The sequence below is a fragment of the Streptomyces roseolus genome (assembly GCF_014649855.1).
Taxonomy (GTDB): domain Bacteria; phylum Actinomycetota; class Actinomycetes; order Streptomycetales; family Streptomycetaceae; genus Streptomyces; species Streptomyces roseolus.
Genome location: NZ_BMTV01000033.1, coordinates 59,165 through 80,980, shown reverse-complemented (window position 1 = coordinate 80,980; position 21,816 = coordinate 59,165). Strand labels below are relative to the sequence as shown.

General features: G+C 75.6%; 24 protein-coding genes. 9 read left to right on the top strand and 15 right to left on the bottom strand.

The annotated features are described in order from the left end of the window. Positions 1–201 precede the first annotated feature (201 nt). On the bottom strand, positions 202–891 hold the full coding sequence (locus tag IE245_RS31070) for an NUDIX domain-containing protein (RefSeq protein ID WP_189953661.1): 690 nt from the start codon (positions 889–891) through the stop codon (positions 202–204). Then, a complete protein-coding gene (locus IE245_RS31065) occupies positions 888–1,034 on the bottom strand; it encodes a hypothetical protein (RefSeq protein WP_189953659.1) in 147 nt (48 codons plus the stop codon). Before IE245_RS31065 ends, IE245_RS31070 begins: the two co-directional genes overlap by 4 nt. 48 nt (positions 1,035–1,082) lie before the next feature. On the opposite strand from IE245_RS31065, the gene IE245_RS31060 reads away from it, so the two are divergent. Both IE245_RS31060 and IE245_RS31055 read left to right on the top strand, forming a co-directional pair. Then, complete coding sequence (locus IE245_RS31060; protein ID WP_189953657.1) at positions 1,083–1,841, top strand: DeoR/GlpR family DNA-binding transcription regulator; 759 nt, start codon at positions 1,083–1,085, stop codon at positions 1,839–1,841. 87 nt (positions 1,842–1,928) lie between these two features. Beyond that, a complete protein-coding gene (locus IE245_RS31055; protein ID WP_189953655.1) occupies positions 1,929–2,612 on the top strand; it encodes a class I SAM-dependent methyltransferase in 684 nt (227 codons plus the stop codon). A 112-nt stretch (positions 2,613–2,724) separates the two neighbouring features. Here the strand turns inward: IE245_RS31055 and IE245_RS31050 are convergent, their stop codons facing one another. The 6 genes from IE245_RS31050 to IE245_RS31025 form a co-directional block, all read right to left on the bottom strand. Further along, positions 2,725–3,930 carry an MFS transporter gene (locus IE245_RS31050; RefSeq protein ID WP_189953652.1) on the bottom strand — a complete coding sequence of 402 codons (1,206 nt, stop codon included), beginning with the start codon at positions 3,928–3,930 and terminating at the stop codon, positions 2,725–2,727. Then, positions 3,927–4,601 carry an ABC transporter ATP-binding protein gene (locus IE245_RS31045; RefSeq protein WP_189953650.1) on the bottom strand — a complete coding sequence of 225 codons (675 nt, stop codon included), beginning with the start codon at positions 4,599–4,601 and terminating at the stop codon, positions 3,927–3,929. Before IE245_RS31045 ends, IE245_RS31050 begins: the two co-directional genes overlap by 4 nt. Next, positions 4,598–5,512, bottom strand: coding sequence for an ABC transporter ATP-binding protein (locus tag IE245_RS31040; protein WP_229851731.1), 915 nt, complete (start codon positions 5,510–5,512; stop codon positions 4,598–4,600). The genes IE245_RS31045 and IE245_RS31040 overlap by 4 nt, the downstream gene beginning before the upstream one ends. Then, positions 5,478–7,271: an ABC transporter permease subunit gene (locus tag IE245_RS31035; RefSeq protein WP_189953646.1), complete on the bottom strand. Its 1,794-nt coding sequence runs from the start codon at positions 7,269–7,271 to the stop codon at positions 5,478–5,480. The genes IE245_RS31040 and IE245_RS31035 overlap by 35 nt, the downstream gene beginning before the upstream one ends. A gap of 239 nt (positions 7,272–7,510) precedes the next feature. Next, on the bottom strand, positions 7,511–9,034 hold the full coding sequence (locus IE245_RS31030) for an ABC transporter substrate-binding protein (RefSeq protein ID WP_189953644.1): 1,524 nt from the start codon (positions 9,032–9,034) through the stop codon (positions 7,511–7,513). 140 nt (positions 9,035–9,174) lie between these two features. Beyond that, complete coding sequence (locus IE245_RS31025) at positions 9,175–9,813, bottom strand: endonuclease (RefSeq protein ID WP_189953642.1); 639 nt, start codon at positions 9,811–9,813, stop codon at positions 9,175–9,177. A 222-nt stretch (positions 9,814–10,035) separates the two neighbouring features. On the opposite strand from IE245_RS31025, the gene ligD reads away from it, so the two are divergent. From ligD to IE245_RS31010, 3 genes are all read left to right on the top strand, one after another. Then, complete coding sequence (gene ligD / locus IE245_RS31020; protein WP_189953640.1) at positions 10,036–10,944, top strand: non-homologous end-joining DNA ligase; 909 nt, start codon at positions 10,036–10,038, stop codon at positions 10,942–10,944. 307 nt (positions 10,945–11,251) lie between these two features. Further along, entirely contained in the window at positions 11,252–12,265 is a 1,014-nt protein-coding gene (locus IE245_RS31015; protein ID WP_189953638.1) for a hypothetical protein, read from the top strand. A 143-nt stretch (positions 12,266–12,408) separates the two neighbouring features. Beyond that, positions 12,409–12,729 carry a hypothetical protein gene (locus IE245_RS31010; RefSeq protein WP_189953636.1) on the top strand — a complete coding sequence of 107 codons (321 nt, stop codon included), beginning with the start codon at positions 12,409–12,411 and terminating at the stop codon, positions 12,727–12,729. A 15-nt stretch (positions 12,730–12,744) separates the two neighbouring features. Here IE245_RS31010 and IE245_RS31005 read toward each other — a convergent pair whose 3' ends face one another. Beyond that, positions 12,745–13,485: an NIPSNAP family protein gene (locus tag IE245_RS31005; RefSeq protein ID WP_229851729.1), complete on the bottom strand. Its 741-nt coding sequence runs from the start codon at positions 13,483–13,485 to the stop codon at positions 12,745–12,747. A gap of 133 nt (positions 13,486–13,618) precedes the next feature. Then, positions 13,619–14,068 carry an Rrf2 family transcriptional regulator gene (locus IE245_RS31000; RefSeq protein WP_189953634.1) on the bottom strand — a complete coding sequence of 150 codons (450 nt, stop codon included), beginning with the start codon at positions 14,066–14,068 and terminating at the stop codon, positions 13,619–13,621. A gap of 369 nt (positions 14,069–14,437) precedes the next feature. On the opposite strand from IE245_RS31000, the gene IE245_RS30995 reads away from it, so the two are divergent. Beyond that, positions 14,438–15,007 carry a hypothetical protein gene (locus IE245_RS30995; RefSeq protein WP_189953633.1) on the top strand — a complete coding sequence of 190 codons (570 nt, stop codon included), beginning with the start codon at positions 14,438–14,440 and terminating at the stop codon, positions 15,005–15,007. 256 nt (positions 15,008–15,263) lie between these two features. Here IE245_RS30995 and IE245_RS30990 read toward each other — a convergent pair whose 3' ends face one another. Further along, positions 15,264–15,749, bottom strand: coding sequence for an SRPBCC family protein (locus IE245_RS30990; protein WP_189953631.1), 486 nt, complete (start codon positions 15,747–15,749; stop codon positions 15,264–15,266). 139 nt (positions 15,750–15,888) lie between these two features. Between IE245_RS30990 and IE245_RS30985 the strand changes: the two genes are divergently transcribed. Continuing rightward, positions 15,889–16,536 carry an HAD family hydrolase gene (locus IE245_RS30985; protein ID WP_189953629.1) on the top strand — a complete coding sequence of 216 codons (648 nt, stop codon included), beginning with the start codon at positions 15,889–15,891 and terminating at the stop codon, positions 16,534–16,536. 95 nt (positions 16,537–16,631) lie between these two features. Here IE245_RS30985 and IE245_RS30980 read toward each other — a convergent pair whose 3' ends face one another. Continuing rightward, positions 16,632–18,356, bottom strand: a complete 1,725-nt coding sequence (locus IE245_RS30980) for a PP2C family protein-serine/threonine phosphatase (protein ID WP_189953627.1) — start codon at positions 18,354–18,356, stop codon at positions 16,632–16,634. 613 nt (positions 18,357–18,969) lie between these two features. Here IE245_RS30980 and IE245_RS30975 point away from each other — a divergent pair. After that, positions 18,970–19,275, top strand: coding sequence for a DUF6247 family protein (locus tag IE245_RS30975; RefSeq protein WP_189953625.1), 306 nt, complete (start codon positions 18,970–18,972; stop codon positions 19,273–19,275). Continuing rightward, the gene (locus tag IE245_RS30970) at positions 19,272–19,532 is read left to right on the top strand and encodes a hypothetical protein (protein WP_189953623.1); all 261 of its coding nucleotides are present in this window, start codon (positions 19,272–19,274) and stop codon (positions 19,530–19,532) included. The genes IE245_RS30975 and IE245_RS30970 overlap by 4 nt, the downstream gene beginning before the upstream one ends. A gap of 379 nt (positions 19,533–19,911) precedes the next feature. Here the strand turns inward: IE245_RS30970 and IE245_RS30965 are convergent, their stop codons facing one another. Genes IE245_RS30965 through IE245_RS30955 form a run of 3 tightly spaced genes read right to left on the bottom strand, consistent with a single transcriptional unit; the run spans position 19,912 to position 21,815 of the window. Continuing rightward, positions 19,912–20,157, bottom strand: a complete 246-nt coding sequence (locus IE245_RS30965) for a Trm112 family protein (protein ID WP_189953621.1) — start codon at positions 20,155–20,157, stop codon at positions 19,912–19,914. Next, positions 20,039–21,115, bottom strand: a complete 1,077-nt coding sequence (locus IE245_RS30960; RefSeq protein WP_229851724.1) for a hypothetical protein — start codon at positions 21,113–21,115, stop codon at positions 20,039–20,041. The genes IE245_RS30965 and IE245_RS30960 overlap by 119 nt, the downstream gene beginning before the upstream one ends. Positions 21,116–21,119: 4 nt before the next feature. Further along, positions 21,120–21,815: a class I SAM-dependent methyltransferase gene (locus IE245_RS30955; protein ID WP_229851736.1), complete on the bottom strand. Its 696-nt coding sequence runs from the start codon at positions 21,813–21,815 to the stop codon at positions 21,120–21,122. Position 21,816: the final 1 nt, after the last annotated feature.

Below are 21,816 nucleotides of genomic sequence, written 5' to 3'. Positions count from 1 at the left end.
CCGCTACGAAGCGACCGTGCTGGTCGCAGCCATCAACGAGTGGCTGTGACCAGCACTTTCACAACAGACCCTAGCCGGGCCGCCCGTGCCTTCCGGCGCGGCCTCGTCGGCACTCGCTCCGCCCTTGGGGCCGTCGTCCACGACGACGTGGTGTGCCGGGCGGAGGCGTGCGACGGGCGGGCGGCCGTCCGCGGAGGACGGTCACCCGGCCGTGGAGGTCGCGGGTCCCCGCGCGGCGAAGGGGCCGTACAGGGCCGCCCATTGCAGGAGCAGGATGGTCTTGCCGTCGGCGATGCGCCCGTCGTGGGCCATGGCGAGGGCCTCGGTGAAGGGCAGTTCGAGGACCTCGATGTCCTCGCCGTCTTCCTCCAGCCCTCCGCCGGCGCCGGTTCGGTCGGCGGGGGTGTAGGGGGCGGCGAAGAAATGGAGGCGCTCGGTGACGGACCCCGGGCTCATGTAGGCGTCGAGCACGGGGACGAGCGTGCCGAGGTCGACACCGAGTTCCTCCGCGCTCTCACGGCGGATCGCGGTGAGCGGGTCGTCCGCGTCGAGGAGTCCCGCCGCCGCCTCGACGAGCATGCCGTCGGGGTGGTCGTTGACGTAGGCCGGATAGCGGAACTGGCGGGTCAGCAGGACGCGGCCGCGCTCGGCGTCGTAGGGCAGGACGACGGCGCCGTTGCCGCGGTCGTACGTCTCGCGCTGCTGGGTCTCCCACCGGCCGTCGCGGCGCCGGTAGTCGAAGGTCGTGCGGCGCAGGACGTGCCAGCCCTGGGAGGTGAGCTCGACGTCGCGTATCCGTACGTCGGGGTTGCGGTCGAGCTCGCGCCCGGCCAGGTGGAGACCGGTGCGCCCGCGGTGATCGGGGGTGTCGACCCCCGGTCGGCCGGTCATGCCCGCCCCGGCGCGGCGAGGCGCGGCATCCCGGCGCCCTCGCGGGGGACCGGCAGAGAGCGGCGGTGCGGGGAGGCACCGGCCGGGTCGGTGCCGGGCAGCGGCGGCCCGGCGATCGGGAGGAGCTTCGGCTCGTCGTTCATGGCCGTTAAGATACATGCATCATCGTGCAAGAACAGGAAGGAACGTGCATGCTGGCTGCCGAACGGCGCGCGCACCTGCTCGAACTGCTCGCCCGCACCGGGAAGGTCGTGGCCAAGGACGTCGCCGCCGACCTGCGCATCTCGGAGGACACCGTGCGGCGCGACCTGCGGGACCTCGCCGCCGAGGGGCTGTGCCAGCGGGTCTACGGGGGCGCGCTTCCGGTGTCCCCCGCCGTGGTGGACTACGACGCCCGCCAGGCGCTGGCCTCCGACGGCAAGCGGAAGGTCGCCTCGGTGGCCGCGCGGCTCGTACGGCCGGGAGGGTCGGTGATCCTCGACGGCGGGACGACCGCCCTCGCCGTGGCGCGGGCCCTCCCGCGGGACCTCGCCTGCACCGTGATCACGCACAGCCCGACGATCGCGACCGCGCTGATCGGCCATCCGCGCGCGGAGCTCTTCCTGATCGGCGGCCGCGTCTTCAAACACTCGGCGGTCGCCTGCGGCGCCGCCGCCGTCGAGGCGGCGCGGAACGTCTCCGCCGAACTCTGCCTGCTCGGCGTCACCGGGGTGCACCCCGAGGCGGGACTGACCACCGGGGACGCCGACGAGGCGGCGATGAAACGCGCACTGTCCGCACGGGCCGCGGACACGTACGTCCTCGCCTCCTCCGAGAAGATCGGTACGGCCTCGCCGTACCGCGTCCTGCCCTGGGAGTCGATCACCGGGCTGATCACCGACGCGGACCCCCGGGACGCGACGGTCGGCCGACTCCGGACGCTCGGTGTGGACGTCCTCGCGGCGGACTGACCGCCCGGCTCGTCCGAGGAGCCCGTCCTGTTGCCGTTTCGGCAACGGGACTGGCCCCGCGAGGACGGGCCGGGCGACGCTGGCGCCATGGCCGACGACACCGCAGCAGAAGTCCTCCCCTCCGACAGCCCGTCCTTCGCCGACGGTTACATCGGCGACCGCGCCGTGCGCGACGAGTGGGACGAACGCTATTCCGAGCGCCCGCAGCTCTGGAGCGGACAGCCCAACGGGGCGCTCGTCGCGGGGGTCGCCGACCTCGCGCCCGGGCGCGTGCTCGACGTCGGCTGCGGAGAGGGCGCCGACGCCATCTGGCTCGCCCGCTCCGGCTGGGACGTCACCGCGGTGGAGGTGTCGGGCGTGGCGCTGACCCGGGCCGCCGCCCACGCGCGGGAGGCCGGCGTCGGCGTGCGCTGGGTGCACGCCGGTCTGACCGAGGCGGCGCTTCAGCCCGCCTCCTTCGACCTGGTCTCCGCGCAGTACCCGGCCCTGCTCCGTACCCCGGGTTCGACGGCCGAGCGTGCCCTCCTCGACGCCGTCGCGCCCGGCGGCGTCCTGCTGTTCGTCCACCACGCGGGCGTGGACGAGCACCACTCCGGCCAGGACGGTGCCTTCGACCCCGCCGACTACGTCTGGCCCTCCATGGTCGCCGCCCTCCTCGGCGACGACTGGCGGGTCGACGTGGACGAGGAGCGGCCCCGCGTGCTGCCCGAAGGCGGCGCCGGCGCCCACCACACCCACGACGTCGTGCTGCGGGCCCGCCGCCTGCGCTGACGCACCGGAACGACGGGCCCCGGCAGCCGCGGTGCGGACCGCCGTCGCCCTGCTCGCGCACCCGCCCGCGGCATCGGCACCGGCTCGGGTCCCAAGGTGTTCCGCCGCCCCGTCACCCCCCGGCTCCGCCCTTCGGCCCCGTGGCCGGGACGGAGCCGAGGGCGAGGAGGGGGAGCGCGCCCAGGAGCAGCCACGGGAGGGGACCGCCGAGGTCGAGGAGCGCGCCGGCGGGGGCGCCGGCGGCGAGTACGGCCAGGCCGGACAGGGAGGAGAGGGCTCCCGTGAAGAGTCCGAGGTGCCGGTGGTCCACGAGGTCGGGGAGCATGGCCCGGGTGGCGGGCAGGATCAGCAGTTGCCCGAGGGTGAGCAGCACCGTGAAGGCGAGGGCGGCCCACACGCCTCCCAGCGGGCGCAGGAGTGCTGCCGCGAGGAAGGCTCCGGCGATGACGAGGAGGCCGGTCCGTGCCGCGCCGCGATGGTCCAGGCGCGCGGCGGCCAGCCTCTCGACCGGGCCGGAGCCGCACACGACCAGCGCGGCGGAGAGCGCGAACAGCCAGCCCAGCACGGCCTGCGAGCCGGTGGTCCGTTCGAGTTCGGCCGGCAGCGCCAGGTAGAGCTGGTTGTACGCCAGCAGATAGACCGCGTACGCGGCGACGAGCCGCAGGAAGCGCCGGTTGCCGAGGACGAGCCGCGCCGCCGCCGGCCCGCCCTCGTCGCCGGACGGAGTCCCCGTCCCGCCTCCCTTCCCCGGGGGCGGCAGCACGGTGTGGGCCACGAGGACGAGGAGGAAGACGGCCGCTCCGGTGAAGCACGCCGAGCGGAAGGCGCTGTCACCGCCCCAGGCGAGGAGGAGGGAGCCGACGGCCGGGCCGATGAGGGCGCCGGCCTGGCCGCCGACCGAGAACCGGGCGAGGGTCCGGGTGCGGCGGGGGCCTCCCGCGTGCTCGATACGCAGCGCCTCGCGGGTGATCTCGGACTCGACCGCCGGGGAGAACAGCGCGGCGGCGAAGCCGACGAGGGAGACGGCCCCGATGACGGTGCCGACGCCCGTCGCCTCCGCCAGCCAGCAGAATCCGGCGACCCGCAGGGCGCAGCCGACGAGGACCACGGGGCGCGGCCCGTACCGGTCGGTGAGCATGCCTCCGACGACGAAGAGGCCTTGCTGGCTGAAGGTCCGCAGCCCGAGGACGAGGCCGACCACGGCTCCGCTCAGGCCGAGCGTTCCGGCCAGGTGCTCGGCGAGGTACGGCAGGACGGCGAAGAACCCCACGTTGAAGGCGAACTGACTGCCGATCAGAAGGCGGCCGAGTGGAGTCATGGGATGAGCCTGCCGTCGCGCATGGTCAGGACGCGGTCGCTGACGTGCCGGACCGCCGCGTGGTCGTGGGAGATGAGCAGGAAGCCGACGCGCAGGGAGGCCCGCAGGTCCATCAGGAGGTTCAGGATCTCCGCGCGCAGCGAGGGGTCGAGCGCGGAGGTCGGCTCGTCGAGGACGAGGAGTTCGGGACGCGTGGCCAGGGCGCGGGCGATGACGACGCGCTGGCACTGCCCTCCGGACAGTTCGTGCGGGAGCCGGAGCCCGTGGGCGGGGGAGAGCCCGACGCGTTCCATCAGTTCGTCCACGCGGGCCGGTCCGTCCGCCCGGGACCAGCGGCCGTGCACGCGCAGGGGTTCCGCGATCTGGTCGCGGATCCTGCGGCGCGGGCTCAGCGCCCCGTGGGGATCCTGGAAGACCGGCTGGAACCGGGGCCGCAGACGGCGCAGCTCGCGCTCCGGCAGGTGGGTGAGGTCGACCCCGGCGAAGCGCACCGTGCCGGCCGCCGGCTGGAGCAGCCGCAGCACCGCCAGCGCGGTCGTCGACTTGCCGCAGCCCGAGGGGCCGACCAGACCGACCGCTTCCCCGGCACCGACCGTGAAGGACACCCGGTCGACGACCTGCCGCGTTCCGTACCGCACGACGAGGTCACGCACGTCCAGGAGGGGAGTCACGCCGCCTCCCCGGACGGGTGGTGGCAGGCGACGGCGCGGCCGTCCACCGCGCGGAGCACCGGCTCCTCGCGTCGGCAGAGGTCGTCCGCACCCGGGCAGCGGGGTGCGAAGCCGCACCCCCCGCCGACCGCTCCCGGCGCGGGCGGGGCGCCGGCGAGGACGGGGAGGCGCGTCCGGCGGGGGAGCCCGGTCCGCGGGAGGGAGGCGAGCAGCCCTCGGGTGTACGGGGCGACCGGCCGTTCCAGTACGGGCTCCGCCTCGCCGAGTTCGGTGATCCGCCCGGCGTACATCACGGCCACGCGGTCGGCGTCCCGCCGTACCGCCGTCAGGTCGTGGCTGACGAGCAGCAGGGTGGCCCCCGTGGCCGCACAGCGTTCGCGGAGCAGCGTCAGCACCTGTTCCCGGCGTTCGGGATCGAGCGCGGTGGTCGGCTCGTCGGCCACGACCAGCGCCGGTCCGTTCACCAGGGCCAGCGCGATCACGGCACGCTGCCGCATCCCGCCCGACAGGGCGTGCGGATACGCGCCGGCCGCATCCGGTCCGAGGCCCACCGCGGCGAGCGCGCCGCGCGCCGCCGACAGCGCCTCGCGCCGCCCCGCACGCGACACCGACCGCACGGCGAAGGCGAGTTGGTCCTCGACGCGGTGCACCGGCGAGAGGGCGGACATCGCGTCCTGGGGGATCAGGGCGACGCGGCGGCCGAGATGGGCGGGGGTGACCGGACCGCCGTCCAGCAGCACCTTCCCCCGTACGGTGGCCACGCGCGGGACCATCCCCAGCAGCGCCCGCGCGGTGAGGGACTTGCCCGCCCCCGACTCGCCGACGAGGGCGAACACCTCACCGGCGGTCAGGTCGAAGGAGACTCCGCGGACGGCCTCACCGTCGGGGAAGCCGATCCGCAGACCGTCCACCTGGAGCAACGGAGCGTGAGCACCGGACGGAGGGAGAGACGGGGGAAGGTGCGGGGGGAAGGACACGGGGGCGGACTTTCATCGAAGCGAGCACGGAACCGGGGGAGCGCGGGCCGGTGCGGCGGGTCGTGCCGAGGGACGACAGGCAGACCGCGAGCGCGGCGAGCAGCGCGAGGGCCACGGCAGGGGCGAGGGCGGGGACCGGTGCGCGCTCGACGTAGTCGGCCGACTCGTCGAGCAGCAGCCCCCACTCGGGCGACGGGGGCCGGGCGCCGAGCCCCAGGAAGCCCAGCGACGCCAGGGCGAGCGCGATGCCGGGCAGGCGCAGTACGGCGTGCCGGGCGACCGGGCCGGCCACCGACGGCAGCACGTGCCGCGTCCACACCCACAGGGGGCCGGCGCCGATCGCCCGCTGGGCCGACAGGAACCGGGAGGCCCGTATCTCCTGCACCAGGGCGGCGGCGTGCGCGGCGAGCGGCGGCCAGGACACCAGCGTCACGGCCAGCGCGGCCGTCCCGCTTCCCGGACCGGTGACCGCCGCGACCAGCATCCCGGTGAGGACCGGCGGCAGCGCGTTGGCGACGTCGGAGAACCCGGCCGCCACCCCCGGGACGAAACCGAGCACGAGCGCGATCAGCCAGCCGGCCGCCGTCACGGCGGCGGCCGTGCCCACCGTCGCCGCCGCACCGTGCCCCAGGCGCGCGAGCACGTCCCGGCCGAGCGCGTCCGCGCCGAGCGGATGCGCGCGGGACGGCCCCGCGAGCCGGGCCGCCACGTCCACCGCGTACGGATCGCGCAGCAGCCCCCACCAGACCGCCCCCGCCAGGACCACCGCCAGTGCCACCGGCACGGCGAGCGGGATCCGGCGCGGACGCGGCGCGGGAAGCGCGAGCCCGGCCTCCCGCAGAGCGGGTCCCAGCAACCGGCGCCGGACGAGCGCCGCCGAGGCCCCGGCGAGCAGCCCCAGACCCAGCAGCGCGAGGACGCACCCCTGGAGCAGCGGCAGGTCCTGCGAGGTCGCCGCGCCCAGCGCCGTACGTCCGATCCCGGGCACGGCGAACACCGTCTCCACCGCCACCGCTCCGCCGGTCAGACCGACGGCCACCATCCCGAACTGGGCGGCGAGCGCGGGCATCGCGCGGCGCACCGCCGCCCCGGTGATCCGCCACCGGCCGATGCCCGCCCCGCGCCACGCCTCCACCCACCGCTCCTCGAACACGACGGGCAGCGCGTCCGCGACCAGCCGGCCCAGGAGCGCACCGGCCGGCACGCCGAGGGCCACGGCCGGCAGCGCCAGGTGCGACGGCCCCGTCCAGCCGGACGTGGGCAGCCATCCCAGCCACACGCCGACCGTGAGCAGGAGGACCAGTGCGAGCAGGAACTCGGGCACCGCCGCGAGCACCGCGGCCGGCGTCCCGCCCGTGGCCCGCCCCCGCAGGAGCGCCGGGGCGGCGAGCAGCGCCCCCACGAGGAGGGCGACCGCCAGGGCGGACGCCATGAGGGTCAGCGAGACCCCGAGCCCGGAGACGACCGTCGCCGACACGTCGGTGCCCGACACCCAGGAGACCCCCAGGTCGCCGTGGAGCAGCCCGGCGAGCCAGCCGCCGAGAAGCCCCGCGGGACCCGCGTCCAGGCCGAGGTCGGCCCGGATCGCGGCGAGCGCCTCGGGCGTCGGCGCCTGCTCGGCGGACCGGGCGCGCAGCAGCGTGAGCGCCGGATCCCTGCCGGAGAGCCACGGCAGCAACCCGACCGCGGTCATGACGGCGGCCAGGGCGACGAGCCGGGCGGTGCCCGCCCGAACGGCCGCGGCGGAAGGCGTACGCAGAGCGAGGACGCGTTTCCCCGAAGGCCCGTGCAGGCCGAGGAAGCGGTGCCTCGAAGGAGCGCGCGAGCCGAAGGAACGTTGCCTCGAAGACGTGCGAGGGCCGAGGACGCGGCGCCTCGGAGGCGCGCTCCCGCCGGTGCGGCGGTCCCGTCCCGCGCGTCGGCCGGGCGCCCTCACCGTACGTACGTGTCGAGGGTGATCAGCTCACGCTCGCGGGGATCGTGCGCGGCGCCCACCACGTTCTCGGCGTCGCCCTGGATCACCCGCTCGTGCAGGAGCGGCACGGCCGCGTCGGTGGCGAGCACCGCGGCCTCGGCCGTGACGACGGCCTTGCGGCGGGCCTCGCCCGTCTCCGTCGCCGCGGCGGCGGAGAGCGCGGAGTCGACGGCGGGATCGGAGAGCTGGGAGATGTTGAAGGAGCCGTCGCCCGCGAAGTCGCTGTACAGGTACGCCGCCGGGTCGCCGGAGTCGAGCACGGTGGCCCGTGACAGGACGAAGGCGTCGAACTTCCCGGCCAGGGCGTCGGCTTCGATGTGCGCGTACTCCCGCACGTCCAGCTCGACCTCGAACCCCGCCCCGCGCAGCTGCTGCTGCAGCAGCTGCGCGACCTCGGGCAGCTCGGCCCGGTCCGAGAACGTGCCGATGGTGATCGCGGCGCCCTTCGGGTCGCCCGCCGCGGTGCGCCGCGCCGGGGTGCGCAGCTTCGCCGCCCAGGGCAGCGCCGGTCCCAGCAGTCCGTCGGCCCGGTCCGCGCGCCCCTCGTACACCCCCGCGACGAGGCTCCGCGCGTCGACGGCCTCACGGGCGGCGGCCCGCAGCGCCGGGTCGCGGAAGGCGCCGCGCTCGGTGTTCAGGTACAGGGTGTTGGTCCGGGGCATCGGCACCTCGGTGACGAGGGCCGGGTCCAGCAGGCCGGCCTGGGAGACGGGCACCGCCTCCACGACGTCCGCCTCGCCGCTGCGCAGCGCGGCGGCCCGGGCGGTCCCGTCGGGCACGTAGCGGACGTCGATGCCCGAGGCCTTCGCCCGGCCGCCCCAGTAGCGGTCGTACCGGTCGAGGGTCGCCGACGAGGTGCCGTCGGCCCGTACGAGGACGAACGGTCCGGTGCCGGCGCCGACCGGGTCCACGCTCCTGCCCCGGTACGCCTTGGCGGACAGGATCGACAGCTGGGGAGAGCTGAGCCGCTGCGGCACGAGGGGGTCGGGCCGGGAGGTGGTCACGGTCACCGAACGGGGGCCGGCCGCCCGGACGGTGAGGTCGACGCCGTCGAGGATCCGCGGCTTGGGGGAGGCACCCGCGGCGGCGGAGAGGGAACGGACGACGTCCGCGGATGTGAGCGGGCTGCCGTCGTGGAAGGTGACGCCCTCGCGGAGGGTGAACGTCCAGGTCCTGTCCCGCTGACGCCAGGCCGTGGCGAGGGAGGGAAGGGCGTCCCCGGCGGCGTCCAGCCGGACCAGGGTCTCCGCGGTGGACCAGCGCGACAGCTTGAAGGCGTCGTCGGAGAGGGGGGAGAGCCCCGATCGCGGCGGCTGCATCATCGCCACCCGTATGCGTTCGTCGCCGTCCCCGGCCCCTCCGCCGGCCTGGCCCCCGCCGTCTGCGAAGCAGCCGCTCAGGAGGGCCGAGGCCGTGGTGGCGGCGACGAGGGCGGTCGCGCCGCGGCGGGTGCGGCGCGCGTTTTCGGAGGGGCGAGACATGCGGATCCTCAAGGGTGCGGTGGTGAGGGTCCAGACCTTAACAGAATGAAAATCATATTCGTTAACGGGGCCGAGAGGTCCGGCCGGCCGCCCGGATGCCGTCCCGCACGCGGCCGGTGGAGGATCCGGCCGGCGCGCGGTCAGGCGGCTCGCAGCTCCCGTGCCGCGTCCCTCGAGAGGCCGACGCGGACGAGCGCCGCGGCGAGCCTCGCGTGGTCCTCCGGAGGCACGTGGCGCCCGAGCCCGCCAGGTGTGTGCGGAAGGCCGAGGTCCCGCGCCACCCGGCACGCGCGGTCGTCGAAGTACGGGCGCAGCCACGGCCAGACCGCCTGGACCTCCCGGCAGAAGATGTCCGCGCCGACCGGACCGATCCGCGGAACCTCCTGGAGCAGCCCACGCAGGGCGTCCGGGTCGCCGTCGGCCTCGTCCCGCAGCCGGCGGAGGTCGCCGTGCCACCGTTCGAGCACGAGGCGCGCCCCGTCGCCGAGGGCCGTGGCGGTGCTCTCGTCGTACCGCACGTAGTGGGCCCGGCCCAGGGCGTCCACGCGGTCCTGCCGGCGGGAGCGCGCCATCGCCCGGGGCGTCCGGAACCCGGCCCCGGACAGCTCCCGCGCCGCCGCGACGGCCGTGTCGGCGCCGATCCGGATCGAGCAGAGCACCGTGAGCACCAGGAGCCGGTACAGCGGGGAGGGCTCGTCGCGCAGCGTGATGCCCGCCTGCCGCGCGTACGTCCGCCCGTACCCGGACAGCAGCCTGGAGGTCATCGTGTCGGCGGTCATCGCCCGCGCACCTCGCCTTCGTACGCCGGAGTACGTCGTCCCGTACGCCTCCCTCCGGGCGCCTGCCCCACGGCGGCGCCGTCACACCGCGCGTGTCTTCACCGGGCTCGCGGGTAGTCGCGGGAACGGGAGAGGAGGAATGGCGCCGACCGGCGCCGCCTCCGCCGCAGGGCCCGCGCGACGACAAGCCCCCACCGACGTCATCCGCGCAGGAAGGACGCCATGACCAGCACCGACATCCGCGTGAGCGGCCGGACCGTCGAGATCAAACGAGCGGGGAAGGAGCTCTTCCCCGACGACGGCATCACCAAGGCCGACCTCGCCGACCACTACCGCCGGGTCGGCCCGCGCATCCTGCCGCACCTGCGCGGACGCCCGCTGATGCTGGAGCGGTACCCCGACGGCATCGGCGGCGGCCGCTTCATGCAGAAGGACACCCCCGACCACTTCCCGGACTGGATCCACCGCGCGGAACTGCCCAAGGAAGGCGGCACCGTCACCTACGCGGTCTGCGACGACCTGGCCTCCCTCCTCTACCTCGTCGGCCAGGCCTGCATCACCCCGCACCGCTGGCTGTCCAAGGCGGACCGGCCCGACCACCCCGACCGCCTGGTCTTCGACCTCGACCCTCCCGGCGAGGACTTCGCACCGGTCAGGCGGACCGCCGCCCGGCTGCGCGAGCTGCTCGACGAACTCGGGCTGCCGGCGGCCCTGATGACCACCGGCTCGCGCGGTCTGCACGTCGTGGTGCCGCTGGACCGCCGTACCGCCTTCGACGAGGTACGGGCGTTCGCCGGCGACGTGGCCGAACTGCTGGCCGCCCGGCATCCCGACGAGCTCACCACCGCGGCACGCAAACAGGCCCGCGAGGGCCGGCTCTACCTCGACATCCAGCGCAACGGCTACGGCCAGACCGCCGTCACCCCCTACGCCGTCCGCGCCCGCCCCGGCGCCCCGGTCGCCACCCCGCTGAGCTGGGCCGAACTCGACGCCCCCGACCTCACCCCGAGGCGCTGGACACTCGCCGACATCCATGAACGCCTGGAGGACGACGACCCCTGGAAGCGGGAGCTGCCCCGCGGCCGCTCCCTGAAGGCGGCCCGCGGACGGCTGGAGAAGCTCACCCCATGAGGTGGTGCGACCATGCGGACCGACATCCGGAGGACCGGGCCCCCGACCCGTCCGACCCCGCCGAAGCCTGACGACCCGACAGGACCCGGGGGCCCGCCGGATCCGTCGAAGCCACACCCCGCGCCCCCGACGAACCCCTTCCCGCCCGGCCGACCGGTGCCCCGGCCCAGCCCCGGCCCGGTACCGGCCCCGGGTGCGCGTCCCCGCCGGGCGGCCGCGGGCACTCCGCCCGCCCGCTGACGCCGGCATCGGGGAGCCGTCCGCATCGGGGAGCCGTCCGCTCGCCGTCGTCTGCGAGCATCGCGGCATGACCACGCCTGCTCCTCCTCCGTCCGGCGCGCCCCGCCCGACCACGCACCCCGCCTCGGCCGTGACCGTCCTCGTGGCGCTGCTGGACCGGTCGGTGGAACGGATGGCGGAGGCCGCCGCGGACGTCCGCCTCTTCGACCGGGAAGCGATCCGCGAGGCCGCGGACGTATGGGACAACAACCTGTTCCCGCTGTTCTGGGCCGTGAGCGCGGCGAGGGCCGGGGAACGCGAGCGCCGGGCGGCGGCCGTACTGGAGTGGATGGCCGGACTCGGCGAGCGGCGGCGCGCGTGGATGACCGAGCAGGCCGCCGTCGCCGGGTACGACGCGGCGGCGTTCCTGCCGGCACCGGACGAGCCGTACGCACCGGGCCGGGACTACCGAGGGCACGTCATGGCCCCGCAGGGCCGGCTCACGCGCGAGAAGGCGGAGGAGCTCGCCGCCGACTACGACCTGGCGACGGCGACCGTGCGCCACCTGAGCGTGGAACGTGCCGGCAGCCGGCTGACCGCCTTCCTCGAAGTGGTCGCCGACCGCAGGTTCGCCGTCGAAGAGCCCGTGCCACCCGCCCTGTTGGACGTGTGGCTGGACGGCGTCACGGACGCCGACTTCGCTTCCCCCGGCGACGGCGGGGTGATCCTGGACGTGGGACCACCGGGGATCGGGATCGTCCTGGGCGGCGGCCGCCTCCGCGCCGCCCGAGGCCTGTACCACCCGGACGACCGCTCGTGGCACCTGTCGGCCGCCGCGCGGACGCGGTCACCCCTCCCCGCGCCGACGGGCCGCGGCGGCCGCGTCGCGCGCCGGGCGGAGCCCTGGGACCCGATGCGCACGCCGCCGCCACGCTCCTGCACCGCGCCATGCTGGAACTCCGGTCGGTGCGGTACGCCGCACGCGCGGATCACGTCCCCGTCCTGGCGCTGTGCCGGGCGTTCTCGGGGGCGGGCACGGCGGTCCTCGCCGCCGGGTCGCAGGTCTTCGCACGCCGCCGGGAGGCGGCCTTCCGCGAGGTGATCCGAGGGTGGGCCGACCGGGGCGGCCCGCGGCTCGCCCGCGGTTTTGCCCGCGTCCTCGAGGCGGAGACGGGCCGAACGGACCTCATCGAGACGCCGGGGGCCGCCGACCGGACGCCGCCGTCCCCCGCGGACGGCTCACCCGTGCGCGGAGCGCCCTCCCGGGCGGCGCTCGTCATGGCCTCCTGGACGGCCGCGCACACCGACCACGGGACGGAACGACCGGCCGCCGCCCGACTCCAACTCGCCCTGCCGCCCCGCCCCGACGACACCGCGCCGGGACGCTGGAGACTCCGTACGGTCAGCTGCGCGGACCCGGAAGCCTTCCGCCTCCGCGCCGCCGCGTTCGAGGGGGCGGGACCGCTCGTCCAGGTGGGGGCGCCGACCGCGGCCCGCGGTCTCGATCTGCACCGAGGGGCCCTGTACGTCGCCGCCGGGGATGGCTGGAGCGCGTCCGTGAGCTGACGGCGGGGAGCGCGCTCACCGCAGCGAGGACCTGTCGGTCGGGACGAGCCGCAGCCGTCGCGGCGCCCTGGCCCAACGGTCCGAGAGGCTCGGCAGCACCTCCTCGCGCCAGCGTTCCGCCTGTTCGAGCCGCCTCAGGTGCCGGTCGAGCCCGCCCGCGTCGGCGAAGCGCGCGAACCAGACGAACACCTCCTCGTCCAGCCGTACCGGCAGGGCGGGGAAGGTGTTCGGAGCGTGTTCCGACCGGAGGTACGCCAGCGGCTCGCCGCCGGTCTCGCTCAGGACGGGCCGCACGCGCTGCTGGAAGAAGTCGACGAAAGCGGCGTCGAACGGGCCGTGCCCGTACCAGATCGTGGCGAGGAGGAGCGATCGCGGCGGGGGAGCCGGCTCCCCGGGGGCGGGCCGGGCACCGACCGGGGCCGGGAAGCCGCCGCCCGCAGAGGCCGGCCGCAACAGCAGCACGTCGTCGGAGTCGATCATCGTCGCGTTCGCCTCGTCACGGTGGGCCGCCCAGACCGGCCCGCCGTAGAAGCCCTCCAGGGCCTCGGCACGACGGTCCATGTCCTCGAAACCGCGGAGCCAGACGAACCGGTCGGGGTCGTCCAGGTCGCGGAACTGCCCCAGGACGGTCGCGCCCACCGCCTCCTGGGACTCGACGAACTCCCGGTCGAACAGGTCGATCAGCACGTCCCGGCCTCCCGGACGCAGCGTGTACTGCCGCAGTTCGACGACGGGACAGCGCAAGGCCTCCACCACTGGTGCTCCTGGTTCGATCGCTGGAACGGAATGTGTGACGACGAGCGGCACGACGCGCCGGCCGGGTGACGGCCTGACCGGCCGCCCGCACCGGCCGCCCGCACCGGCCGACCGTCCGCGCCGGTCGACCGGCCTACCGGCCGGCGGGCTCCTGTCGGTTCGCCAGCGACTCGCGCAGGACGTCGGCGATCGACGTGGCCGCCAGCTCCTGCCGCAGGGCGTGCTCGACCCGGCCGTAGACCCCGCTCAAGGCGGGGCGGATGCCCCGGCCGATGGGGCACTCCAGGTTGGGCTCGGTGCGGTGGAGGCCGAACGGCGGCCGCGCGTCGACGGCGTCGTACACCTCGAGCAGGGTGATCCGCTCGGGCTCGCGGCTCAGGCTCCAGCCGGCACCGGCGCCGCGGCGCACCTCCACGAGGCCGGCGCGTCGCAGGTCGCCGAGGCTGCGCCGGATGACCACGGGGTTGGTGTTGACGCTGGCCGCCACCTGCTCGGACGTGAGCACCTCCTGGCCGCGGCGCCGCGCCAGCGCCAGCCAGGCCAACGCGTGCGCCGCGATGGTCAATCGACTGTTCGCCGCCATCACCCCTCCCTGTCGCAACAGCTTCTGTTACATCCGGTTCTCCTGTCAACGGCCTCCGTCTAAGGGAAAGTTGGCGCCACACGACGCGTTCTGGAATTCTGTTCCACACGCAACCGATCACCACCGCCCCGTCCACCGCGCCCCGCGGCCCGGACGACCGGCACCCAAAGGGCTGACCCCCGCCGCACCGCCCGACGCTCCGACCCGGGCACCCGTCGGCTACTTCCTGGCGGCGGCCCTGACCGACGTCGGCGCGGCCCTCCTGCTCATGGCCACCGGATACCTCCCCCACTGAACCCTCCCGCGACCCGGGACGCGGGAGGGTCACCGGGCGGTCGGTTAAGGCGGCTCTCATGTGGGGGGCCTAGCGTGCGCCGCATGGATACGAAGACGACCGAGAAGACCGAAGAGGCGGCGGTACGCCCGGACAGCGAGAGCACCGGGGGCGCCGCCGTCACCGATGGCGCGGACCTGACCGCCGAGCGCGGTGCCGACCGCGACGCCGAGGGCGACGACGAATCCGCCCGGGACGAGGCGGCGGTCGTGGCCGCCGGCCCGGAGGGCACCGGTGTCGGTGCCGCCGCCGCTGCCGTCGTCTCCGCCGCCCTCTCCGTCGTCGCCCTCACCGGCACCTGGACCGGCAGGGTCGTCGCCGAGCGCGAGACGCTCGTCGGCCAGATCAAGACCTCCGGCACCGGCACCCCCGCCCAGCAGATCAGCGAGATCTACGGCGACGCCTGGCACAGCACCGCCCTGGTCAACGGCGTCTTCGCCCTCCTCGCCGTGCTCGTCGCCGTCCTCGTGCTGGCGCTGCCCCGGCGTCCCCTCCGGGTGCGCGCGATCGCCGTCGCGGGCGCGGTCCTCGGCGGCCTCGGCCTGCTCCTCTCGGCCGGCACCTACTTCGACCTGTTCCTGAGCCTCCCGACCGCCGGCTCCTGACACCCGCCCGGCGTGACCCGACCGCGCGGCCACCGGATCACGCCGCACGCGCCGGCGCCGGGAAGGGCCCCTTCGGGCCCCTTCCGGCAGCGCGCCCGAGAGGCGTGAGCGCGTGCGGCACCGCCGTCCCCGCGCGGACCGTGTCGACCAGGCCCGCGCCCCGCAGGACCGCCGCGCGCCGGCCGGCCACCGCGAGGGACACCGAGGCGCGTTCGGCGAGGGCGGCCGCGGCCTCGGGCCGCCGGAGGAGCGGCCCTCAGGCTCCGGCGGTCGCCGTCCGCGCGATGCGGGCGAGGGTGGTGCGCATGCCCGCCCGGTTGAGCGCCACCCGGCGGGCGGGAGTGGTCCCCGCGAAGACCGTTCCGAGGAGTTCGGCGGCCCGGGCGCGGAGCCCTTCCGTCCGCAGGTCCTGCCAGAACTCGGTGACCCGCGTGCCCGAGCCCTCCGGCTCGAACCGGTAGCCCCAGCGCGCGATCGGCAGCCCGAAGGCGCTGACGTCGAAGACGAACTCGCTGTCCGGGCGGGCCCGGGTCACGCGCCCCACGGTCGGCCAGAGGAACGGCCCGCGCCGGTTGAAGCCGACGAACCGGGAACCGGTACGGGCCGGGGGCCGCGGCACCCACACGGCCCGGCACTCCGGACTCCACCGCCCCATGTTCCGGAGGTCCGACACCAACCCGTAGACGACCGCGGGCGGCACGTCGATCACGACGCTCTCCTCCAGGCTCCACCGCCGGTCCATGGCCCGCTCCCTCCGCACCGCGCGGCACCGCCGCCGCCCACTTCCTACTCGCGGGTACGTTAGTGGGTGCGGCCGCCGGCTTTCCCCGGTTCCCGGCCGCGCGGGCGGTTCGACCTTCCGCCGGCGAAAGGAGATTCACATGACCGAGGCCTGCGTCATCCTCGACATCGGCGGCGTGCTGGAGTTCACGCCCGACACGGGCTGGGTGCAACGCTGGGAGGAACGGCTGGAGTTGCCGCGCGGCACCGTCAACGCACGGATGCACGACGTATGGCGGGCCGGGAGCGTCGGAAGCATCGGCGAGCGGGACGTGCACGAACAGGCGGCGGCCCGGCTGGGGCTCGACGCGCCGCAGACCGACGCCTTCATGGCCGACCTCTGGACGGAGTACCTGGGGACGCCGAACGACGAGCTCATCGCCTTCCTCCGAGGGCTGCGCGGACGCTGCCGGCTGGGCATCCTGAGCAACAGCTTCGTCGGCGCCCGGGAGCGGGAGACGGGCCTGTACCGCTTCGACGAGCTGGTGGAACGGATCGTCTACTCGCACGAGATCGGCATCGAGAAGCCCGACCCGCGCGCCTTCGACGCCGTGTGCGCCGCCCTGGGCGTGCGGCCGGAGGACTGCCTGTTCGTCGACGACGTCGCCGTCCACGTCGAGGCGGCGCGGGCGACGGGCATGCAGGCGCACCTGTTCGAGGACAACCCCCGGACCATCGCGCGGATCGCGGCCCACCTCGACGCGAGCCCGTTCCCCCGGGCCGAGCCGCCTGCCCCCGGCCGAACGTGAGCGGGACGGCGGCCCCGTCGACGCGGCGGTACGACCGGCCCGCGCGAGGGTGCCGGCCGGCCCGGTCCAGGACGGACGGAACGCCCCGTGCGTCGTCAGTCGATGCGGATGGCCAGCATGCAGGCGTCGTCGTCGTGGCCGGACTGCTGCTCGGGGTCGGCCAGGATCGTGTCGATCAGGACCTGGGGCGACGGGTCGGGGATGCCGGCGACGAGGTCGGCGAGGCGTTCGATGCCCTTGGTGACGTCCTCGCCCCGTCGCTCCACCATGCCGTCCGTGTAGAGCAGCAGCAGGTCACCGGGGTGCAGACGCGTCGTGGTGGTCTGGTACGCGTACCCGGGCAGCGCACCGAGCAGGGGGCCGCGTTCGCTGGTGTGCAGGGGCCGCGCCCGCCCGTCGCGGAGGAGGATCGGGGCCGGGTGACCGGCGTCGGCCCAGCGCAGATCGCGGGCGTCGTCGATGTGGCCGGTCACGACCGTGGCGGTCTGCTCGGTGGGGTCGCTGCAGACCAGCTCGTTGAGCCAGGTCGTGATCTCGCCGGCCGAGGCGCCGGTCTGGGCGAGGCCGGCCAGGGCGTGACGCTGCTGCGACATGCGGGCCACGGCGTCCAGGCCGTGGCCCGAGGCGTCGCCGATGGCGATCAGGACCCGCCCGTCGGGCAGCAGCCGGCACTTGTACCAGTCGCCTCCGACGGCCGCGTCCGGTTCGGCCGGCCCGTACGAGGCCGCCACGGTCAGCCCGACCGCCGCCAGGGCCTCGGAGTGGGTCGGCAGCAGGGCCTCGCGCAACGCGTCCGCCACCCGCCGCTCGGCCCGTGCCTGGCGCCGCAGCCGGTCGGACTCCCGCTCCGTCTCGGCGAGCCTGCGACGGCTGCGGATCTGCGGCGTGAGGTCGCGGGCCACGAGGTTCACCGCCCAGGGCCGGCCGTCGGTCCCGGCGACCGGCCTCCCGAGGAGGTCGAGCGTGCGGACCTCCCCGAGGATGAGGAAGCGGATGCGCGTCCAGGCGGGTTCCTCGCCGGCGAGGACCGAGGTGAGGAACTCCGAGAACGCGGTGAGGTCGTCCGGGAGCAGGGCGTCGCAGAGCTGTTCCAGCGACCAGGGCATCCGGATGTCGGCGTGGAAGATCCGGGTCAGTCCCTCCGACCAGGTCACCTTCCCGGACAACAGGTCCCAGTTGCCCCACCCGAGGGAGGCGAGGTACTGGGCGTCGATCGTCAGGAGCTCGGTCTGGCTCTGCACCGGCCGCCAGGTCGCCAGGACCTGCTCGCCGCAGCGCGCGGCCGAGTAGAGGAGCGGGGCGCGGTGCAGCCGCCCCAGCCGCAGCTCGGTGTAGTCGACGACGCGGCCCTCCAGCGGACCGCCGCCCGCGACGACCTCCGCGAGGCTCGCGAGCAGCCCGCTCGTCGCCGCCCCCGGCCGGGCCTCCAGGAACCGTTGCCCGACCTGCTGATGCGGCGCCTCCAGCCACTCGGCGGACCGGATCCTGTTGCCGGCGACGATACGGAAGTCGCGGACCGCCCCGGTCTCGTCGTGGATCGCTTCGAGGAGGACGGCGGACGCCGGGATCGCGTCCAGGACGGAGCACGTCCCGGTGGCGCCGGGGTCGTGGGTGCCGCAGAGGCAGCCGCCCGCCGAACCGTCCCGCGTGGGCAGGCTGGGGGTCTGCGAGAGCGTCTGCACGGACGCGGTGACCTCCTCGCCGGGCGCCGGAGCGGCAGGCCGGTCGGTGGTCCGGCGGACGGCCGACCGCAGACCGGCCACCTCCTCGCCGATGAGGATCTTGAGCTCCTCGACGGTGTCGGGCAGCGGAAACCCCATGATCGCCTCCCGGCCGGTGGGCACCGTCGAGCCGACGGCCCCGGCCCTGCCGCCACCGACTCGCTCTCGTCGGGCCCCTGCCCACCCCGTGGGACACCATGCGCGGGGCCGGCAGCGCGGCACAGCCTGCCGTCGCGAGCCGGGCGTGCGGGGGCCTCCGTACCGCGTCCGGGGCGGTCGCTTCCTCGCTCGGCGATGACGGAACCGCACGCCGGGTGACCGCCGGCCGCTGCCGGAGCGTGCGCTCCCGGCCCGGGGCGGGCCGGTGCGTCGAGGCGGCGCACCGGATCCCCGCGACGGGAGTACGGAGCGATCCCCGGGGGCCCGGCTCGTGGACGCCGTCGACGACAGGCGACACCTGTGACACTCCGCGCCCTGCCCGGCATCCTCGGCGGCACGCCGGAAGGCGGTCTTCCCCGGCCCCACCGGCCCAGGCGTCACCAAGGCCGTCCTCCGCGACACCGAGGGCCCCGTGGGCCACGCCCAGCAGATCCTCACCCTCCGCCTCCGCCGCACCGACCACCCCCGAACGAAGGGATTCCCCACGCCTCCCGTCCCCGCCGCGCCACCGCGCACGTACAGTGACAGGACGACGTCCCCCCTGGAGGTGCCGATGAGCGCGGAGCCCGACCACACCCCCTTCACCCTTCACGCGCCCGCGCCCGGCGCGCCCGCCGAGCTCCTCGCCCGGCTGCGTTCCAGCGACCGTGCCGAGCGGTGGGCGCCGGCCTTCGAGCGGGAGTGGACGGCGGCGCTGGAGGAGTCCCGCCGGACGTTCTCCCTCGCCGGGCTGTACGAGGTCGTCCAGGAGTGGCAGGGCCGTCTGGCCCACGCCTCGGCGGTCGACGCCTTCATCACCTCGGGCTACGACGACAGCGACTCCATCGACATGGCGGAAGTGCGGCGACGGCGCCCGTGACCGGCGCCCCGTACGCGGTCCGCCTCTCCTCCACGGCCGCCAAGGTGCTCGACACCCTGCCCGATCAGGTCGAGGACACGGTGTGGGACGTCCTGGACGCCGCCGCGGCCGACCCGTGGGGCTTCCGCCAGTGGAACGCCGACGACCCCGAGGGCCACGACGTCCGCTACGCCTCCGTGGGCCGCCTGTCCCTCACCTACTGGGTGAACCGGCCCCTGTGCCACCTCACCGTCCTGAACATCGTCTGGCTCGGCTAGGGACCCTCCGGCGGGCCACGTGGCCGCGGCTCGTGGCCCTCTCGGTCCCCGCGGATGCGGTGCGCCTCGGCCACGAGTCCCCGGGACAGCTTCGGCGCCGCACACGCGTGGTCGATCAGCAGGTTCCGGCGGGCGGTGTCCGGGACCGCCGGCGCCAGGGCGATCAGGGCCTTGAGGTCGTCGGCCGATCCCGCCCTTTCCGACGGGCTGACCGGCCGGCGGACGGACCACGGGCCGCTCGCCCCCCGCCACCGGCCGCACCGGATCGACCTGTTCCCCGCGCAGGAGGCGCACGAGGGGAACAGGTTTCCGGAAGCGCGCTCTTCCCGGCCGGGCGGACGGGGCGGGGCGTCGGCCCGAGCCGTCGAAGGCCGTGCGGCTACCCGGCGGCGGCGTCCGTGCCGCTCGCGTACCGGTCGTGCGCCTCGGCCGGCACCCGTTGCCCGGACGACGGCAGGAGCTGGGGGACGCCGTCCACGATCGGGTAGCGGAGCCGCAGCCGGGGGTTATAGAGGGCGTCCCGGTCGGCCGTCGGCGTGAGCGGGCCCTTGTCGAGGGGGCAGGCCAGGATGCGGAGCAGGGTGTCGTCGAGCGCCGGGGGAGGGGTGGACGGAGTGGGAGACACGGGGGTCCTCGCTGTTCGACGGGTGACGGCGCCGCCTTCTGCGGCGCGGCCGGGGGGACGGGGGTCCCGGCGCCCGGGCGGGCGGCGGGTCGTGGCGGGGCAGGAGGAGCAGCACGAACAGGGCCAGGGCCGTGCCCGCGGTACGGAGGACGAGCAGGAGCGGATCGTCCGGTAGCCGCTCCCCGTAGGCCAGCGTCCCCACCACGGCGGTGAACAGGCACGTCACCGTGGTGCAGACGGGCACGATCAAGGTGGCACGGCAGCGCTGGAGCGCCGTCTGGGACATGACGAGCCCGGCGCCGGCGGTGAACAGGAGCAGGTACGGGTACGGCGAACCGAGCAGCGCCCCCGCCGCACCGGCCGCGTCCGCGGCGGCGAGCCGCACCGACACGCCCTTGACGGCGAGCGAGCTGACGCCGTAGAGGAGGCCCACGGCGACGCCGTACCCGATGCCGTTCGTCGGGACGCGGTGGCGGCGGCGCGCCCGCCGCTCCACCTGCCCGTACAGGGCGACGCCGGCCGCGAGCGTCGGCACGGACACCGACAGCGCCACGCCCCAGGGCACGTCCCCGCTCGCCACCTCGTCGTCCTCGCGTACCGACGCCACGACCATCAGCAGCGCCACCAGCACGGCGCCGACCGCCCGCCGCTCGCGGCCCGACGGACGCTCGCCCAGGACCGAGGACGACAGCAGGAGCAGCAGGACGAGGCCGGAGACGAAGACGCCCTGGGCGGCGGCGATCGGCAGCGCCCGGTACACGAACAGCTGGGCGGCGAACCCGGCGGCCAGCGCCAGCGCGCCCGCCGTCCACAGCGGGCTGGTGAGCAGCGCGGCGACGGCGCGCACCGGCCGTCCCGCCGAGAGGGCGGGCAGTCCTCCGAGCGCCCGCTTCTCCAGGACGAAGCCGACGCTGTACAGCACGTTGGCCGTCAGCGCCGCCGCCACTCCCCACCACACGCCGCTACCTCCGCCGGGCGTGCGCCAGCAGGATGGACGCCGCGGACGGCACCGCGCAGGCCGCGCGGTCGACCAGGCGCAGCCCGCGCGGGACGCCGTGGAACGGCGCGCCGGAGATCCGGACGTCCTCGAATCCGGCCGACGTCAGGAACGAGCGGAGCGCCCGAGCCGTGAAGAGCCTGAGGTGACCGACGACTTCGGTGCCGGGCCGCCCGTGGATGCCGCGCAGGCTCACCTCCGAGAACACCGGCTGCCGGCCGGCCAGCAGCAGCGCCCGGTTGTACCAGGCGGCGAGGTTGGGGGTGGAGAGCATCAGATGACCGCCCGGGCGCAGCACGCGCCGCAGCTCGTCCAGGGCGCTGTCCGGGTCGACCAGGTGCTCGACGACCTCGCTGAACAGCACCGCGTCCGCGCAGCCGTCCGCGAACGGCAGGCCCCCGCCGTCCAGTTCGCCCCGCACGGCGGCGCTCATCCGCGGCCGGGCACGGCGCAGCGCGTCCTGCGACCAGTCGACGCCGACGATCCGGTGCCCGGCGAGGAACGGGCCCGCCGTCGCCGCCGCGGTGCCGTCGCCGCAGCCGACGTCGAGCACCAGCGCCCCGGGCCGGTCGAGCGCCTCGGCCAGCAGCCGTGCCTGACGCCGGCTCCGGGCGTCGCCGGACGCGACGGGGACGGCGGGGTTCTCGTAGAAGTCGCGCAGC

Coding starts and splice junctions, on each gene's coding strand:
- IE245_RS31070 (WP_189953661.1), bottom strand. CDS start 891: ATGACCGGCCGACCGGGGGTCGACACCCCCGATCACCGCGGGCGCACC.
- IE245_RS31065 (WP_189953659.1), bottom strand. CDS start 1,034: ATGAACGACGAGCCGAAGCTCCTCCCGATCGCCGGGCCGCCGCTGCCC.
- IE245_RS31060 (WP_189953657.1), top strand. CDS start 1,083: ATGCTGGCTGCCGAACGGCGCGCGCACCTGCTCGAACTGCTCGCCCGC.
- IE245_RS31055 (WP_189953655.1), top strand. CDS start 1,929: ATGGCCGACGACACCGCAGCAGAAGTCCTCCCCTCCGACAGCCCGTCC.
- IE245_RS31050 (WP_189953652.1), bottom strand. CDS start 3,930: ATGACTCCACTCGGCCGCCTTCTGATCGGCAGTCAGTTCGCCTTCAAC.
- IE245_RS31035 (WP_189953646.1), bottom strand. CDS start 7,271: ATGACCGCGGTCGGGTTGCTGCCGTGGCTCTCCGGCAGGGATCCGGCG.
- IE245_RS31030 (WP_189953644.1), bottom strand. CDS start 9,034: ATGTCTCGCCCCTCCGAAAACGCGCGCCGCACCCGCCGCGGCGCGACC.
- IE245_RS31025 (WP_189953642.1), bottom strand. CDS start 9,813: ATGACCGCCGACACGATGACCTCCAGGCTGCTGTCCGGGTACGGGCGG.
- ligD (WP_189953640.1), top strand. CDS start 10,036: ATGACCAGCACCGACATCCGCGTGAGCGGCCGGACCGTCGAGATCAAA.
- IE245_RS31015 (WP_189953638.1), top strand. CDS start 11,252: ATGACCACGCCTGCTCCTCCTCCGTCCGGCGCGCCCCGCCCGACCACG.
- IE245_RS31000 (WP_189953634.1), bottom strand. CDS start 14,068: ATGGCGGCGAACAGTCGATTGACCATCGCGGCGCACGCGTTGGCCTGG.
- IE245_RS30990 (WP_189953631.1), bottom strand. CDS start 15,749: ATGGACCGGCGGTGGAGCCTGGAGGAGAGCGTCGTGATCGACGTGCCG.
- IE245_RS30985 (WP_189953629.1), top strand. CDS start 15,889: ATGACCGAGGCCTGCGTCATCCTCGACATCGGCGGCGTGCTGGAGTTC.
- IE245_RS30980 (WP_189953627.1), bottom strand. CDS start 18,356: ATGGGGTTTCCGCTGCCCGACACCGTCGAGGAGCTCAAGATCCTCATC.
- IE245_RS30975 (WP_189953625.1), top strand. CDS start 18,970: ATGAGCGCGGAGCCCGACCACACCCCCTTCACCCTTCACGCGCCCGCG.